We start from the raw sequence: 16037 nt of genomic DNA on the forward strand, positions 1-16037 counted from the left end.
GGGGTTCGGGGAAGATCCTGCCAGAAGGGGGCCGTTGCCTTCGGTTGAGCCGAAGCTCCATCGTTGTCACCGGGAGAGCAACTGCTCGTTCAGCGGCCCTTCGTCACCACTCCCGCGACCAGCGGCTGGAGGGGTGCGCAGCCGTGGACGTTCTCCCTGAGGCCCGAACATGACCAGATACTCGACCGGTCCGTCGGATCCGGCGTTCGCGACTCCGTGGGGGGTGCGGGTGTCGAACTCGGCGACTTCTCCGGCAGTCAGGACGAGGTCCCGGCCGCCGAGTGCGAGCCACAGTCGCCCGTACAGGACGCACAGCCACTCGTAGCCCTCGTGGGACACCTGCCGGGGCCGCCCGGGCGGCTCCGCGACGGCAGGCAGGACGTGCTTGTGGGCGTGCAGGCCGCCGACGTACCGGGTCAGCGGCAAGACCGCCTTGTCGTCGCCGAAGCTGTACGGCGCCGTGCTGCGGGGCACGGCCACACCGGCGGGTGCGGTACCGACCAGCTCGTCCAGGGCGACTCCGTATTCCTCTGCCAGTTGCAGCACCACCTCCAGGGTGGGCTTGCGCCGGCCGGTCTCGATCCGCGACAGGGTGCTGGGCGAGATACCGGTCGCGCGGCTGACATCGGCGAGTGTGACGCCACGGCGCTCGCGCACGACGCGCAGCCGGACCCCCATCGCCGCCAGCGTCCGGGCCACGCCGTCCCCTGCCACCGTCCCTGGGCCTCCTGCCGTGCCGCTTCACCGCCCTGTCCTGCAAGCTTGCCAGAGTGGCAACGCTGATCGCGCCGAGTGGCCGCCGCGCCGCATGATCGACGGGTACCCGCCGGCCGCCCGCGAACCGAGGAGAAGCCGCCCATGCGATCCGAGCCGACCGCCGCACTCCGCCACCGCACCGTCGAGGCCCCGGCCGGGCGCCTGCACCTGGTCGAGCAGGGCACCGGCCCGCTGGTCCTGCTCGTGCACGGTTTCCCCGAGTCCTGGTACTCCTGGCGCCGCCAACTCCCGGCCCTCGCCGCCGCCGGCTACCGAGCGGTGGCGATCGACGTGCGTGGTTACGGGCGCTCCTCCAGGCCGGAGGCGGCCGAGGCCTACCGCATGCTCGACCTGGTGGAGGACAACGTCGCCGTCGTGCGCGCCCTCGGCGAGGAGAGCGCGGTGATCGTCGGCCACGACTGGGGCTCCAACATCGCCGCCGTCTCCGCCCTCATCCACCCCGGCGTCTTCCGCGCGGTCGGCTTGCTGAGCGTGCCGTACGCACCGCCCGGCGGTCCCCGTCCCACCGACATCTTCGGCCGGATCGGCGGCCCCGAGCAGGAGTTCTACGTCTCCTACTTCCAGGAACCCGGCCGCGCCGAGGCGGAGATCGAGCCCGACGTCCGGGGCTGGCTCGCGGGCTTCTACGCGGTCCTGTCCGCCGACACCATGCCCGCCCCGGGCGAGCCCGACCCGCACTTCGTCACTCGCGGCGGCGGCCGGCTGCGTGACCGTTTCCCCACAGGGGTTCTCCCGGCCTGGCTGAGCGAGAGCGACCTTGACGTCTACGCCGGGGAGTTCGAACGTACAGGGATGACCGGCGCGCTCAACCGCTACCGCACCATGGACCGCGACTGGGAAGACCTCGCCCCGCACCGTGGAGCCCCGATCAAGCAGCCGTCCCTGTTCGTCGGCGGCGCACTGGACGCCTCCACCACCTGGATGTCCGACGCCATCGACGCCTACCCCACCACCCTCCCCGGTCTGTCGGCCTCCCACCTCCTGGAGGGCTGCGGCCACTGGATCCAGCAGGAGCGCCCCGACGAGGTCAACCGCCTGCTGAGCGACTGGCTCGCCACCCTCCACGGCTGAACCAGGCGATCCAGGAACAGCAGCCCGTACGCCGACGCGGTGCGTGCACCCGCGAGGCGCCGCCCCGCCCTGCCGAGGCGTCCCTTGGTGTCCCCGGGCCGCGGCGGCGTCCGTGGGGAGGCGGGGCTGGTCAGCGGTCGCCTGATTGCGGGGCCCGTCCGGCGCGGGAACGCAGGGGCTCGCCCGGCCGCCTCCCGCAGCCCGGGGGGGAGCTCAGCGGAGCAACAGGTCGCGGATCGCCTTCGTGATCTCGTCGGGCGCCTCCTCGGCCATGAAGTGCCCCGCGCCGGTCAGCCGGTGGTCCAGATCCGGCGCCCACGCGTGCCAGACCGCGGCGGCGTCGTAGCCCAGCCGCGCCTCCGTGGGGAGGCGGGGCTGGTCAGCGGTCGCCTGATTGCGGGGCCCGTCCGGCGCGGGAACGCAGGGGCTCGCCCGGCCGCCTCCCGCAGCCCGGGGGAGCTCAGCGGAGCAACAGGTCGCGGATCGCCTTCGTGATCTCGTCGGGCGCCTCCTCGGCCATGAAGTGCCCCGCGCCGGTCAGCCGGTGGTCCAGATCCGGCGCCCACGCGTGCCAGACCGCGGCGGCGTCGTAGCCCAGCCTCGCACCCCAGTCCTGCTGGACGACCGTCACGGGCATGGCCAGCTGGGAACCCGCGTCCTGGTCCGCCTGGTCGTGTGTGACGTCGATGCCCGCCGAGGCCCGGTAGTCCGCGACGATCGACGCCACGGCCGCGGCGCTCGCCCGCAGGTAGGCGTCTCGGACCGGTTCCGGCATGGCGGCCGGGCCACTGGACCAGGCGTCGAGGAAGGAGCCGAAGAAGGCGTCGGCGCTGTTGGCGATCATCGTCTCCGGCAGGCCCGGCGGCTGCGCCATGAGGAGCAGGTGGTAGCCGACCGCCGCCGGGAGACCGTGCAGGACGTTCCACATGTCCAGGGTCGGCACGACGTCGAGGACGCCCAGGTGCGTGAGAGTCTCGGGATGGTCCAGCCCCGCCCGGAAGGCGACCAGGGCGCCCCGGTCGTGGCCGACCAGGGCGAAGCGCTCATGGCCCAGCGCCGCCGCCAGGGCGACGACATCGGCGGCCATGGTGCGCTTGGAGTACACCTCAGGGCCGGTGGCCGCCGGCTTGTCACTGGCGCCGTAGCCGCGCAGGTCGGGACAGATCACCGTGTGCTCGCCGGCGAGCCGCTCGGCGACGTGGCGCCACATCAGGTGGGTCTGGGGGAAGCCGTGCAGCAGCACGACCGGGCTGCCGTGGCCGCCGACGGCTGCAGCCAGTTCCACTCCGTCGGCGCCGGGCAGACGGACGTGGTCGAAACCGGGGATGGTGAGCGTCATGAAAGGCCCCTTCCTGGGGTCGGGGGACCGGCAGAAGCCTTGGTCCGAGGACTGACGGGGTCAGCGTGGGCGACGGCGATCAGCAGCCGATCAGTACGCTTCGACGGCGCAGACCCGCGGCGCGGAAGATGGAGGCCATGCGACTCGACGTCCTCGGTGCGGTACGGGCCCTCCGCGACGACGGCACCCCGGTCGACCTGGGTGGCCCCCGCCACCGCGAGGTGCTCGCCCGGCTTGTCGCCGCCGGGGGACGAATGGTCCCCACCGACACCCTCGTGGACGACCTGTGGGCCGAGCCCCCGGTGCGGGCCGTGGGTGCGTTGCGTACGTTCGTCGCCGCGCTGCGCCGCGCCATCGAACCCGACCGGCCGCCCCGTACCCCGCCGCGCGTCCTCGTCACGGAAGGACCCGGCTACGCGCTGCGCCTGCCACGCGACACCGTGGACGTCCACCGGTTCGAGGACGCCCTGGCCCGCGCCCGGCATACACCCGATGCGCTGACCGACCTCGACGCGGCCCTTGAGGCCTGGCGCGGCCCCGCCTACGCCGACGTGACCGGCTCAGCGTGGGCCCAGCGCGAACGGACCCGGCTGGAGGAGCTGAGGCTGGAAGGGACGGAACTGCGCGCCCGCCTTCTCCTCGACTCCGGTTCAGGAGCCGAACTGGTCGCCGAACTGGGCGCCCACGTCGCCGAACACCCCTGGCGTGAGCCGGCCTGGGGGCTGCTGGCCCGCGCACTGCACCGGGCGGGTCGTACGGCGGACGCATTGGCCACCCTTCGCCGCGCCCGCACGATGCTCGCGGACCAGCTCGGGCTCGACCCAGGCGCCGACCTGCGGCGCCTGGAGATGGACATTCTCCAGGGGGCTACGACGCTCCAGCCGCCGCATACCGTGTGGTCCGCCGGAGTACCACTCGGCCCGCGCACCACCGTCGAACTGGCCCGCACCCTGGCCCTGGCGGGTGGTGACGCCCTCATCAACTCGCGGCGCGACCGCCTCGCCGCCGCCCGGGCGGCAGAGCGCACCGGAGACATCGCCCTGACCGCCCGCGTCATCGGCGCCTACGACGTGCCCGCCCTGTGGAGCCGGGCCGACGACCCCGAGCAGTCCCGCGCCGTCGTCGCGGCGGCCGAGCGTACGCTCACGGCGCTCGGTACCGACGGCCCCGCCGAACTGCGCGCCCGCCTGCTGGCCACCGTCGCGGTCGAGAGCCGCAGCGCCGAGCTGTCCGCCATCGAACTGAGGCGTGCCGGGCAGGCGGCGCGCGAGGCCGAGGCACTGGCCCGGGAGTTGGGCGATCCCGCTCTGCTGGTGTTCGCCCTCAACGGCGTCTTCCTCCAGTCCTTCACCCGGCCCGGGCTCGCGGCGGCGCGGGACGTGATCGGCGCCGAGATCCTTGACCTGGCCACCCGGCACAAGCTGGCGAACTTCGCCGTCCTCGGCCGGCTCATCCGTCTGCAATCCGCCTCCGCCCTTGGCGACCTCGACGCCGCGACCGCACACGCCGAGGCCGCCGAGCAGCTCGCCCTCAGCACCGAGGCCTCTGCCGTCCCCGTACTCACCAGCTGGTTCCGCGCCCGGGTCACAGCCGCACGCAGCACCGCACCGGGCGGACCGAGCGCCGCCACAGCCGCGGCGCACTACCGCGCCGTCGAAGACGCCCTCGCCGAAACAGCGGGCATGCCGGGGCTGCACCGGGGCCTGTTCGCCCTCGCCCTCCTGGGCCTACGTCTCCTGCACGGCCGTCCCGCGCCCACGGATCCCGCTCTCGACTGGGGCCCGTACCACCCCTGGACGCGCCCCTTGGTGCTGCTCGCCCACAACCGGACAGAAGAGGCCCGCACCGCGCTGACCACGGCGCCCGAACCACCCCTTGATCACATGCAGGAAGCACTCTGGTGCCTGACCGCCCACGCCGCCGCCCGCCTCCACGAGCGCCCGCTCGCCGCCCGTGCGGCGACCGCCCTGCGCGCCGCCCGCCTCGAACACGCGGGCGGGGCGAGCGGGATGCTGACTCTGGGGCCGGTGGCGCTCTACCTGGCGGAAGCCGAGGCTTGCGCCAACAAGGGATGACCGACACCGCGTGGCGCCCAGGGGCCCGTCGAGGGCGAAGCCCGCGACGGGCAATTGACGGCTCAATCAGTCGCCTTCACCAGGCGCCCTCATCAGTCGTCCCCATCAGTCGTCTTTGCGCTGCAGCGCCTCGTCGACCGCCCGTGCCACCTGCTTGGGGAGATCCGCGCGGACTTTGGCCCGCTCCTCCTGACGTCCTTCCTCACGGATTTCCTCTTCGATATCCGGAGAGATGTTTACCCGCGATTTCGCTCGCTCCTCCTCGGCGGACTCGCGCACCAGCTTCCTGCCCGTCCAGGGCACGACGAAGCAGAGCAGCAGCAGGAAGAGGAGCGCACCCTGAATGAGCCAGAAGTGGCGCTCTTCCACGATCTCGTCCTCCATGCGGGCGAGCAGGAGAATCCCCGCGATACCGATCACGGGTCCCCTGCTCCTGCGCATGACCCGTGACGTAGCGCGAACACCGTCGAGAATCTGCACGAAGACACCACCTCCCGAAAGGGCCGATCTGCCGATTTATCCCATACGACGGCAATGGAACAATTCGGGTTGCGCCATCGTTCCGACATAAGCCCTTCGTGTGGCGCGAGTTCGCCGGTTGACGCGGTGAATACCGAAAGGCGCGAGGCATGAGAAAGCCCCAGGTCGATTTCGTGACCTGGGGCTTTCTCAGCGGGAGCTATGGCTATGAAGCCGGGGCCGGCGTCACATCCGTCAGCTTCCAGCGCTGGTTCAGGCCCGAGTTCGGGGTCCAGACTCCGACGCCCGCGCCGTCGTTCGTCGACTGGCCGTGTACGTCCGGGAGTTGGCCCGTGGCCACGTTCACCAGGGTCCATGTGCCGTTGCCCGTCGAGGACAGGATCCACTGGGCGGCCTCGTCGCGCGTGGCCGTGTCGCGTTCCACCACCAGGGAGTCGAAGCGGATGGCCAGGCGCTTCTTCGAGGTCGGCTGCGTCAGGGCGTAGCGCGTGCGGTTGTCGGTCGCGCCCTTGCCGATACGGTCCAGGGTCCACTGCTGGGCGTTGCCGGCCGCCGTGCTCGGCGTCTTGATGACCAGGCTCTTGCCGTCGGGGCCCACGGCCAGGTTCTTGCCGCTCTGGACGCCCGTCAGGGTGTAGCTGTGGCTGTCCTGGAGTTCGGCCTTGGCGGTCGCCACCCCCGAGACGCCGTTGACCAGGAAGGAGGTCACGGACTGGGCCGGGACCGTGATCGTCGCCTTCTTGCCGGTGACCTTCACCGCCTTCTTGCGGATCAGCTTGCCGGCGGCGTCCGTGACCACCGGGGTGATCGTCGCCTTCTTGGAGACCTTGCCGAACTTCGAGAGGTCGACCGTCACCGCGCGGGACTCGGAGGTGCTGTTGACGTGGACGACCGTCGCCTTGTCGCCCTTCTTCGCCACCGCGGCCGTGCTCGACTCGTCATTGGTCTTGATCAGACGGTCGCCCGGCTTGATGTAGTGCGTGAAGTTGCGGGCCGTGTCGAACTTGGTGTTCGTGTAGATGGGGCAGGTCTTGAGGGTGTCTGACTTGCCGCAGGCGAAGGAGAGTTGGATCGAGCCCCAGTTGCCGCCCTTCTCCGACTCACCGCCCGGCTTCATGTTGTCGTAGTCCTCGACCGGCTGCCAGAAGACCCATGCCTGGGGCTCCAGTTCGCGCAGGTCGTCGACGATGCGCTGGGCGAGGCCCAGTCCGGGGCGCATGTCGGTGAAATTCTGACCGTCGCCCCAGTCGCCCTCGACCTCGCTCATCCACAGCGGCTTGTCGGCGGCCTTGGCGAGGTCGCGGACCGTGGTGCGCTGGCTGGTGCCGTAGGTGTGGACGTTCATCTGGTCGACCAGGTCACGGACCTCCTCGGGGTAGGAGTTCCAGTTCGTGGCGAACGTGCCGGGGTTCGTCTCGTCCATCGCGGAGATCTTCGCGCGGCTGCGGGAGTCGTCCAGGACCGGGCCGAGCGCCCTGAGGACCTTCTGCTGGAGCTCGGGGCCCATGTGTGCGCCCTCCTGGCGGCCGCCGGTCGGCTGGCCGTCGGCGCCGAGCTTGGTGCCCCAGTAGTTGGTGTTGGGCTCGTTGAACGGGTCGAGGGTGTCGACCTTGATGCCGTGCGCCTTCTCCAGGCGCTCGGTGGCACCGACCAGGTACTTGGCGAAGTCCTCGACCGACTCTTCCTTCAGCTGGTCCTTCGAGGCGTCGAAGCCGCCGGAGACGTAGCCGCTCTCCGTCATGAACCACGGCGGGGAGTTGCTGAAGGTCTCCCAGTGCGTGATGTCCTTCTTGATGCGGTCGACCCACCAGCGCTGGGTGGCGTCGGCGTTCTTCTTCCAGTCCTTCTTGTCGTCGGCGCTCCACCAGTCGACGTCCTCGCGGGTGGTGCCCGCCGGGGCCTTCCACCAGCCCTCGACCGCGCCGCCGGCCCGCAGGTAGTCCTTGACGTCGGGGGCGTTGCCGCCGCCGATGTTGTAGCGGGCGATGTTGAGGTTGAGGCCGTCCTCGCCGAAGAGGAGCTTGGCGAGCTTCTCGCGTATCGCGGGCGGGTAGTCGCCGGTCGCGTTGGCGAACCAGACCAGGCTGGTGCCCCAGCCCTCGAAGCTCTGGCCCTTGTAGGAGGGGTCGGGGCTGACCGTCACGGACGCGGCGGCGGGGGCCGACGTGTCGGCGTGCGCCATCGGCAGGGAGGTCGTGGCCATGGCCGTGCCGGTGGCCAGGGCCGTGATGCCGATGGCTCCGAGGAGCCGTCTCGTACGGGTGCGGTGTGCCATTCGAGTACTCCAACTCTTCCGTGTGCCGCGTCCCGGCGGTGCATACACGGAGATCGGGGCCGACGTTCAGCGCGGTGCGGGGGGTTGCCTGGCGAGAGGGTTACTTGCGGTGCGGTAGTGCTGTTTACTGCGGTTCGCGGTGCTTTTACTGCGATTCGCGGTGCTCTCGTATGGTCTGTCGCAGTGGATGTTTACGTAAACATCCACTGAGGCGGATGTCTACACTGTCCGAATCTCGGTGGTCAAGGAGTCGTCAAGAGTCGATTGAGGAGTCGGGGGAACAAGGTGGACACAACCGACGGACGCACGAGGAGACGTGGCGCCCGGCCCCGCCAGGGGCCTTCCATGGGAGACGTCGCACGGATCGCCGGGGTCTCCGCCCAGACCGTCTCCCGGGTCTCCAACGGGTTCGCCGGCGTCAACGAGGACACCCGCCGGCAGGTCCTCGACGCCATGCGGGAACTGGGGTACCGGCCCAACAGCGCGGCGCGGGCCCTGCGGCGCGGGGAGTTCCGGACCCTCGGGGTGATCACCTTCTCCCTCTCCACCCTCGGGAACATCCGCACGCTCGACGCCATCGCCACGTCCGCCGCGCGGGAGGGGTACGCCGTCACGCTGCTGCCCGTCGCCGTGCCGACGCAGGACGAGGTGAACGGGGCGTTCTCCCGGCTCGGGGAGCTGGCCGTGGACGCCGTGATCGTGATCATGGAGGTGCATCTGCTGGACGCGGCGACCGTGTCCGTGCCGCCCGGGGTGCAGGTCGTGGTCGCCGACTCCGACGCCGGGGACCGGTACACCGTCGTCGACACCGACCAGGCGGGGGGCGCGCGGGACGCCGTACGGCATCTGCTGGAGCTGGGGCACGGGACCGTGTGGCATCTGGCGGGGCCCGAGGACTCGTTCGCGGCGCAGCGGCGGGCGAACGCGTGGCGCGCCACGCTCGCCGAGGCGGGCGTGGCGGACGCGCCGCCGCTGGTGCGCGGCGACTGGTCGGCCGAGTCCGGCTACCGGGCCGGGTTGCGGATCGCCGAGGAGGCGGACTGCACGGCCGTGTTCGTCGCGAACGATCAGATGGCGCTGGGGTTGTTGCGGGCGCTGAACGAGCGGGGGCGGCGGGTGCCCGAGGACGTGAGCGTCGTCGGGTTCGACGACATTCCCGAGGCCGCGTCGTTCCTGCCGCCCCTGACCACGGTCCACCAGGACTTCGCGGAGGTGGGGCGATTGTGTGTGGAGGGGGTGCTCCGCAAGATGCGGGAGGGTGGGCGAGAGGGGGACGAGACGGAAGGGCACGGGACGACGCTCGTGCCGACGCGGCTCGTACGGCGGCGGAGTACGGCGCCGCCGCCGGGGTCCGCCCGCTGAGCGCTCAGGTGGCGGTCGCCGTCGGCCCGTCGCGCCCTTCGCGCCCCGCGCGCCGCTGCTCGTCCCCGTGGCCGGTGACCCTGCCGTACGCCCGGTGGAGGCGGCCGAGTTCCCAGAGCAGGTATCCGCTGGCTCCGGCGAACGGGAACCATGTGCCCAGGTGGAAGACGAGGACCGGCATGTACAACAGGCCGACCAGGACGACGAACTTGAACAGGATGGCTGTGTACGGCTGACCGTGTTCGACCATGATGTGCCCTTCCCTGCTGTGGATCCACGCTGCGCGCGATCGCGTGCATGGGCCCCCTCGGCCCCTCGGCCCCTCGGCCTCTCTGCTTCGCCATGATGCCGCCGGGTCGGCGGCTCCGCGAGGGTCGGCGATTGCTGCGCCACGTATCTTCACAACGCTCCGCTATACGGTGTGGACTCGTGAACGGCATACGGGGGGCTCGGGGTTGGTGGGGGCGGGGGCGAGGGCTCGCGGAGAGGTACCCGTGGGTGGTGGATGTCGGGGTCGCCCTGTTGGTGCAGGGGGCCATGACCATGCCGTTCGTGGTGCCTCGGGCGGTCGGGCTGGCGCCGGCGACTTGGGCCGCGTACGGGATGATGACGCTCACCGTGGTGCCACTGGTGTGGCGGCGGCGGGCTCCGCTCGCTGTGCTGCTGGCGGTTCTGGTGACCAGCATGGTCTACAAGCTGGCCGTCGACGGGCCCGGGCAGCCGCTGCCGTACAACGGGCTCGTGATCGTCTACACGGTCGCCGTCCTGTCGTCGCCCTGGAAGCGGCTCGTCAGCGGGGTGCTGGTGCTGATCGCCGTGCCCGTGGGGGTGTGGCTCAACACGCGGTCGGCGCGTGAACTGACCTTCTCCGCCTTCGTGTTCACGGCCGCCTACGTCTTCGGGCGGCTCACCGACGCCCGTCAGCGCGCCCACCGGGTGGAGGCCGAGCGGGCCGCCGCGCGGGAACGGGCCCGCATCGCACGGGAGATGCACGACATCCTCTCCCACGCCGTCAGTCTGATGATCGTGCAGGCGGAGGCCGGGCCCGTGGCGGTGCGTACGGCGCCGGAGCGGGCCGAGGCCGCCTTCGACGTGATCTCCGAGACCGGGCGGGACGCCATGGTCCAGCTGCGGCGGATGCTCGGCCTCCTCCGGGACAGCGAGGAGGGCGGCGAGGACGGCAGCGTGGGGGTCGGTGCGGGGTACGCGCCCGAGCTCGCGCCCCGTGCGCCTCAGCCCGGGGTCGGGGAGCTGCCCGCGCTGTTCGAGCGGGTGCGGGGCAGCGGGCTTCAGGTCCGGTACGAGGTCGCGGGGTCGGAGCACGTGCTCCCGGAGGCCGTCGGGGCGACCGTCTTCCGGATCGTGCAGGAGGCACTGACGAACACGGTCAGGCATGCGGCGGCCCGTACCGTCACCGTTCAACTTACCTATGGTGAAGGCGAATTGGGGGTAGGCGTGGTCGATGACGGGCGAGGGGCTCGGGCTGGGTTCGGCAGCGGTGGGCACGGGCTCGTGGGGGTGCGGGAGCGGGCCGCCGCGCTCGGGGGTACGGCGGAGGTCGGGGCCGGACCCGGTGGGCGCGGGTTCGAGGTACGGGTGCGGATACCCGTGCCGGCCGTGGTCGCGACCGCGGAGGCGGGCCGGTGACCGGTCAGGTGATCCGGGTGGTCGTCGCCGATGACCAGGAGCTGGTGCGGAGCGGGTTCGCGTTGATCCTCGACGTGCAGCCCGACATCGAGGTCGTCGCGGAGGTCGGTGACGGGGTGGAGGCGGTCGAGGCGGTGCGGCGGCACCGCGCCGACGTGGCGCTGCTCGACATCCGGATGCCCCGGATGGACGGCATCGAGGCGTGCCGGGCGATCAGTGCGACATGTACGAGCGGTACGAGCAGTGCGAGCACTGCCGGCGGTGCGGGCCCTACAGGCGGTGCGGGCGGCGGCTGTCGGGTGGTCATGCTGACGACCTTCGACTCCGACGAGTACGTGTACGAGGCGCTGCACGCGGGGGCCAGCGGGTTCCTGCTCAAGGACGTCCGGCGGGACGATCTCGTGCACGCGGTGCGGGTGGTGGCGCGGGGCGACTCGCTGCTCGCGCCGTCCGTGGCCCGGCGGCTCGTGGAGCAGTACACACGGCCCACCGTGAACGCCGCCCCGGACCGGCGGCCCGACCCCCGGCTCGACGTGCTGACCGGCAGGGAGCGGGAGACCCTGTTGCTGCTGGCGCGAGGGCTGTCGAACGCCGAGATCGCCGCCGAACTGGTCGTCAGCGATCACACGGTCAAGACCCATGTCGGCAACGTGCTCGCCAAGCTCGGCCTGCGCGACCGTATCCAGGCGGTGATCTGCGCGTACGAGACGGGGCTGATCGCGGCGGGTGACGACTCGCTCTGGGCGGGTGGCACGTTGCCCGGGGCGGGCGGGGATCCCTCGGGGAGGCCGCCGGTTCCCCGCCTGCCCGGGCCCGGTACGCCGGGCGGGGGTGGAGGTCGCCCGCCCGGGGGAGCCGAGCGCGCCTTGTCCTCCCCCATGTCGGCGAGGAAACTGCGCCCCTAGCACGCCCTGGAACCGCTCGCTCGGGTGATCCGCTGGTAGCCGCTGGTCAGAAGGATGGGGCCACGACCTGAACACCGGCCCACGTCCCAGGAGTTGACCATGAGGAGCACCACCCGTACGTTGCTCGCCGCCGCCCTCGTGCTGGGGGCTGCCGCCGGGCCGACGGTACTGCCGGCCACCGCGGCACCCGGCCCGGCCCTCGCCTCCGCCTCCGCACGGTCGGAAGCACCGTCGTCGGCGGACACCCGGCTCACCACCGCCATGGAGGCCGCCATCGCCGGGCTGCCCTCCGCCGACGCGACCGCCGCACTCGTGCGGGTCGGGGGGAGCGAGGGGGTGTGGCGCGGCAGTTCGGGCGTGCACGACCTCACCACCGGCCGGGCCGCCGATCCGAGCGCCCGCTTCCGGGCCGGTTCGGTGACCAAGGTGTTCACGGCCGCCGTCGTGCTGCGGCTGGTCGCCGCGGGGAAAGTCGACCTCGACCGGAGCGCCCGCTCGTACCTGCCCGAGCTGATCCCGGCGTCGTACAGCGGCGTCACCGTCCGGCAGTTGCTCAACCACACGCACGGCATCCCCGCGCCCGACTTCCCGTGGACGACCATCGAGGGGGCGTACGCGAACCGCTTCCGGATCCACGACCCCGAGGAGATGGTGCGGTCGGCGACGGCGAAGGAGCGGGAGTTCACGCCGGGAGAGCGGCAGCACTACCTCAACATCGGCTACACGATCGCCGGACTCATCGTCGAGCGGGTGACGGGGGACTCGTACGAGGAGCAGGTCGCGCGGCAGGTGCTGAGGCCGCTCGGACTGCGGGACACGTACGTCCCGGGGACCGATCCGCGCATCGTCGGCCCGCACAACCACGGGTACCAGCGGATGACCCTCGACGACGGGACGACCGGGCTGCGGGACGTGACCGTGTGGGGCGTGACGGACGGCTGGGCGGCCGGGGACATCGTCTCGACCACGGCCGATCTGGAGCGGTTCACGAAGGCGCTGTTCCGGGGACGGGTCGTGCCGCGCGGGCCGGTGCTGGAGGAGATGTTCACGGTGCCGCAGGTGACGGACCACAAGACGGGCAAGCCCGCCGAGTACGCCGTCGGGCTGGCGCGCAAGGTGCTCGGCGGGCGTGCGGTGTGGGGCAAGACGGGTGGCCGTTGGGGCTACAACAGCGTCGTCGCCTCCACGCGGGACGGTTCGCGCACCCTCGTCTACAGCGTCAACTCCACGGACGCCAAGGGCGGCACCATGAACAAGGTGGCCATGAACGTGATGGTGGCGGCCTACGGGATGCCGTCGTAGCGGGCACGATCAGGACAACTGACCTAGAGATTCGGCTAGTTGGGGTCGCCGGGGCACATCGGCCCCTAACATCGGCGGCATGCGAATACGTCGAGGCCATGACAATCGGGGTCGGGGCCGGGGTTCGGACCGTGATCCGCGTGCCGACGCGTATCCGATGCCGAGCGTGCCGTACGGGTGGTACGCGGTGCTGCGCAGCACGGAGTTGCCCGCGGGCAAAGTCGTCAGCCTGCACTACTTCGGGCGGGCGCTGATCGCGTTCCGTGGGGCGGACGGGCGGGCCACCGTGCGGGACGCGCACTGTCCGCACTACGGCGCCCATCTCGGCGTCGGCGGGAAGGTCGTGGACGGGACGGTGCAGTGCCCCTTCCACGGGTGGCGGTTCGGGGCGAACGGGCGGTGCGTGGAGGCGCCGTTCGCCGTGCGGACGCCCAAGGTGTCGATCGGCGGGTTCCCGGTGCGCGAGCACAGTGGGCTCATCCTGGTGTACGTCGGGCCGGACGCGTCGGACGTGCCGGGTGAATCGGGTGCGGCGCCGGGTGCGACGCCGGGTGGAGTGGGCGAACCCTCCTGGGAGGTGCCGGAGATCGAGGAGGCGGGGTCACGGCGGTTCGCCTCGCCCATCGACGACACGTGCCGGGCGCGGATCCACGTCCAGGAGATGCGCGAGAACATCGTCGACGAGTCCCACTTCCACTTCATCCACGGGCAGAGCGAGCCGCCGGTCCAGGAGTGGCGGGAGGACGGGCCGTTCGCCGAGGCGCTCGGGACGATCAGCCGGCGCGTGTTCGGGTGGGACATCCACAACACCTTCGACGCGTTCATGTACGGGCCGGGTGTGATGGTCGTCCGGGTCCACGGGCCGGTGCTGTCGGTGACCGCCGTCGCGCTCAGCACACCCGTCGACGACCGCACGAGCGAGCTGCGGATGCTGTACTACCTGCGCAAACCACGCCGACTTCCCTTCCTCACACCCCTGTTCAAGCTCGTCTTCCGGGCCGAGGCACTGGGCGAGGTGCGCGAGGAGATACGGATCTGGGACCACAAGATCCATCAGGCCCGGCCGGTGCTGCTGCCTCACGAGAAGGGGATCAGGGCGCTGCGGCGGTGGTACGCGCAGTTCTATCCGGGGCCCGCGGGTGAGGCCCCGCCGCGTCCGGACGCGGCCGCGGCGGGTCCGGACAGGGTCGCGGTCGGCTCGGCGGGTCCCGGGGCCGGCTCGGCGGACGAGCGGCTGTTGTTCCGCTCCGGAGAGGAGGGCCTCCCCACGGATGTCATGCCGGTCGAGGAGTCCCTGCCTCAGTCGGCCGCCCGGCGCGAGGGACACCCGGCCTCCGCGGTGGCGGCCCAGAAGGAGAGCAGGCGCAGTCCCTCCTCGGAGGCCGAACCGGGTTCCGCGGTGTAGATGGTGAGAGCCAAGCCCGGTGCGGCGGTCATCTCCCGGCCCTCGTGGGCGAGGGTGAGGTCGCCGACGGCCTTTGGTCGTGCGAGCGGCGGCTCGGGCTGAAGACCTGGGCCCGGTCCGAGGGCCCTAAGCTCCCCCCATGGAGCGATCCGAGATCATGCAGCGCGTCGTCGGGATTCTCACCGAGGCGGTCGAGGTACGGCGGCAGGCTCGCGAGAACCCCGGTGTCGAGGTGGCGTTGACGGGGGCCGTCTCCGCGCTGCTCGTGGAGACCCTGCCCAAGATCGAGCTGCCCGCCGACGCCTCCGCGCAGGAGACCGCGCACATCATCACGGACGCCCTGGCACCGGCGATCGTGACCCTGGCCAACTGCTTCTCCTACGCCTTCGTCCACCTGGCCGAGGTACACGACGAGGGCCGGACCGACACGACGGCCGCGGACGTCCTGCGATCCATCTCCTTGCAGTTCGCCCAGCGGGAGGGGAAGCCGGAGGAGTAGGACCGGGCGGGGGTGGGAGCCGGCCGGGGACCGGAAGCGGGGACCCGGAACGCGCACCGGAAGCAGTAGCGGGTACCGGGCCAGTAACGGGGCCGAGGCTGGAAGCCGGGCCCGGGACCGTAAGCCAGGGCCGCAATCGGGGCAGAAGGCAGAGGCCGGGGCAGGCCGGGCAGGCGGGCAGGCCGGGCAGCTCCCCCGCCGCGAGACTCGCGACGGGGTGCGCTATCGGCTCGTCTCAGCCCAGCATGCCCACCTGGTAGTCACCGGCCGGCTGCCGCACCATGACGTTCAGCCGGTTGAAGGTGTTGATGAGGGCGATCAGCGCCACCAGGGCGAGGAGCTGGTCCTCGTCGTAGTGCTTGGCCGCGTTCTCCCAGACCCCGTCCGGGACGCCGCCGGCCCCGTCGGCGATGCGGGTGCCCTGCTCGGCGAGTTCCAGCGCGGCGCGCTCGGCGTCCGTGAAGACCTTCGCCTCTCGCCAGCCCGCCACCATGTGCAGCCGCTGCGCGGTCTCCCCGGCGTGCTCGGCCTCCTTGGTGTGCATGTCGAGGCAGTACCCGCAGCCGTTGATCTGACTGGCGCGGATTTTCACCAACTCCTGTGTTGCCTTGGGGAGTTCGGACGAGGCGATCACCTTGTCGGCGCCGACGAGGTGCTTGACGAGCTTGCCGGTGAGGGGGTTGGCGAACAGGTTCAGACGCGCTTCCATGGCTGGCTCCTTGTGCCGTCGTGTGCGGTGACAACACATGGACGGGCCGGGCCCGCGCGGATGTGACACGGGTGCGTGTGACGCCCGCCACGCTCCCCGGCCACCCGTCACGGCCCCCCGATCACCCGTCACGGCCCCGAATCGCCCTGCCGGCGATCCGGCATTCCCCCGCCCCCGGCAGGCAGGGTGGA

The 16037-nt window shown here is 71.5% G+C and carries 13 protein-coding genes and 3 pseudogenes; 8 read left to right on the plus strand and 8 right to left on the minus strand.

All coding sequences use genetic code 11. The annotated features are described in order from the left end of the window. Positions 1–66: 66 nt before the first annotated feature. Positions 67–714 carry a helix-turn-helix transcriptional regulator gene (locus P8T65_RS21990; protein ID WP_316726999.1) on the minus strand — a complete coding sequence of 216 codons (648 nt, stop codon included), beginning with the start codon at positions 712–714 and terminating at the stop codon, positions 67–69. Between the two features lie 144 nt (positions 715–858). Here P8T65_RS21990 and P8T65_RS21995 point away from each other — a divergent pair, with 144 nt between their 5' ends. Beyond that, complete coding sequence (locus P8T65_RS21995; protein ID WP_316727000.1) at positions 859–1848, plus strand: alpha/beta hydrolase; 990 nt, start codon at positions 859–861, stop codon at positions 1846–1848. Positions 1849–2061: 213 nt separating this feature from the next. On the opposite strand, the pseudogene P8T65_RS22000 reads toward P8T65_RS21995, so the two are convergent. Both P8T65_RS22000 and P8T65_RS22005 read right to left on the minus strand, forming a co-directional pair. After that, positions 2062–2169 (minus strand): annotated as a pseudogene (locus P8T65_RS22000) (alpha/beta hydrolase); the annotation flags it as partial. A 139-nt stretch (positions 2170–2308) separates the two neighbouring features. Continuing rightward, on the minus strand, positions 2309–3187 hold the full coding sequence (locus P8T65_RS22005; protein ID WP_316727001.1) for an alpha/beta hydrolase: 879 nt from the start codon (positions 3185–3187) through the stop codon (positions 2309–2311). A gap of 137 nt (positions 3188–3324) precedes the next feature. On the opposite strand from P8T65_RS22005, the gene P8T65_RS22010 reads away from it, so the two are divergent. After that, entirely contained in the window at positions 3325–5262 is a 1938-nt protein-coding gene (locus P8T65_RS22010) for an AfsR/SARP family transcriptional regulator (protein ID WP_316727002.1), read from the plus strand. A gap of 105 nt (positions 5263–5367) precedes the next feature. Here P8T65_RS22010 and P8T65_RS22015 read toward each other — a convergent pair whose 3' ends face one another. Continuing rightward, positions 5368–5682: a hypothetical protein gene (locus P8T65_RS22015; protein ID WP_316727003.1), complete on the minus strand. Its 315-nt coding sequence runs from the start codon at positions 5680–5682 to the stop codon at positions 5368–5370. 265 nt (positions 5683–5947) lie between these two features. Beyond that, positions 5948–8017, minus strand: coding sequence for a glycoside hydrolase (locus tag P8T65_RS22020; protein ID WP_316727004.1), 2070 nt, complete (start codon positions 8015–8017; stop codon positions 5948–5950). Between the two features lie 345 nt (positions 8018–8362). Between P8T65_RS22020 and P8T65_RS22025 the strand changes: the two genes are divergently transcribed. Beyond that, positions 8363–9379, plus strand: a complete 1017-nt coding sequence (locus tag P8T65_RS22025; protein WP_316727005.1) for a LacI family DNA-binding transcriptional regulator — start codon at positions 8363–8365, stop codon at positions 9377–9379. Between the two features lie 4 nt (positions 9380–9383). Here P8T65_RS22025 and P8T65_RS22030 read toward each other — a convergent pair whose 3' ends face one another. Beyond that, positions 9384–9629 (minus strand): hypothetical protein, encoded by a 246-nt coding sequence (locus P8T65_RS22030; RefSeq protein WP_316727006.1) that lies wholly within the window; start codon positions 9627–9629, stop codon positions 9384–9386. Between the two features lie 287 nt (positions 9630–9916). Between P8T65_RS22030 and P8T65_RS22035 the strand changes: the two genes are divergently transcribed. The 4 genes and pseudogenes from P8T65_RS22035 to P8T65_RS22050 all read left to right on the plus strand — a co-directional run. Further along, entirely contained in the window at positions 9917–11026 is a 1110-nt protein-coding gene (locus tag P8T65_RS22035; protein ID WP_316731665.1) for a histidine kinase, read from the plus strand. Beyond that, on the plus strand, positions 11023–11931 hold the full coding sequence (locus P8T65_RS22040; protein ID WP_316727007.1) for a response regulator transcription factor: 909 nt from the start codon (positions 11023–11025) through the stop codon (positions 11929–11931). Before P8T65_RS22035 ends, P8T65_RS22040 begins: the two co-directional genes overlap by 4 nt. Positions 11932–12030: 99 nt before the next feature. Further along, the gene (locus P8T65_RS22045) at positions 12031–13233 is read left to right on the plus strand and encodes a serine hydrolase domain-containing protein (RefSeq protein ID WP_316727008.1); all 1203 of its coding nucleotides are present in this window, start codon (positions 12031–12033) and stop codon (positions 13231–13233) included. A 157-nt stretch (positions 13234–13390) separates the two neighbouring features. Next, positions 13391–14299 (plus strand): annotated as a pseudogene (locus tag P8T65_RS22050) (Rieske 2Fe-2S domain-containing protein); the annotation flags it as partial. Between the two features lie 233 nt (positions 14300–14532). Here the strand turns inward: P8T65_RS22050 and P8T65_RS22055 are convergent. After that, positions 14533–14709, minus strand: a pseudogene (locus tag P8T65_RS22055) (transcriptional regulator); the annotation flags it as partial. Positions 14710–14777: 68 nt separating this feature from the next. On the opposite strand from P8T65_RS22055, the gene P8T65_RS22060 reads away from it, so the two are divergent. Next, positions 14778–15137 (plus strand): hypothetical protein, encoded by a 360-nt coding sequence (locus P8T65_RS22060; protein ID WP_316727009.1) that lies wholly within the window; start codon positions 14778–14780, stop codon positions 15135–15137. 235 nt (positions 15138–15372) lie between these two features. On the opposite strand, the gene P8T65_RS22065 is transcribed toward P8T65_RS22060, so the two are convergent. Beyond that, positions 15373–15846, minus strand: a complete 474-nt coding sequence (locus P8T65_RS22065) for a carboxymuconolactone decarboxylase family protein (RefSeq protein WP_316727010.1) — start codon at positions 15844–15846, stop codon at positions 15373–15375. Positions 15847–16037: the final 191 nt, after the last annotated feature.

This window comes from Streptomyces sp. 11x1 (assembly GCF_032598905.1).
Taxonomy (GTDB): domain Bacteria; phylum Actinomycetota; class Actinomycetes; order Streptomycetales; family Streptomycetaceae; genus Streptomyces.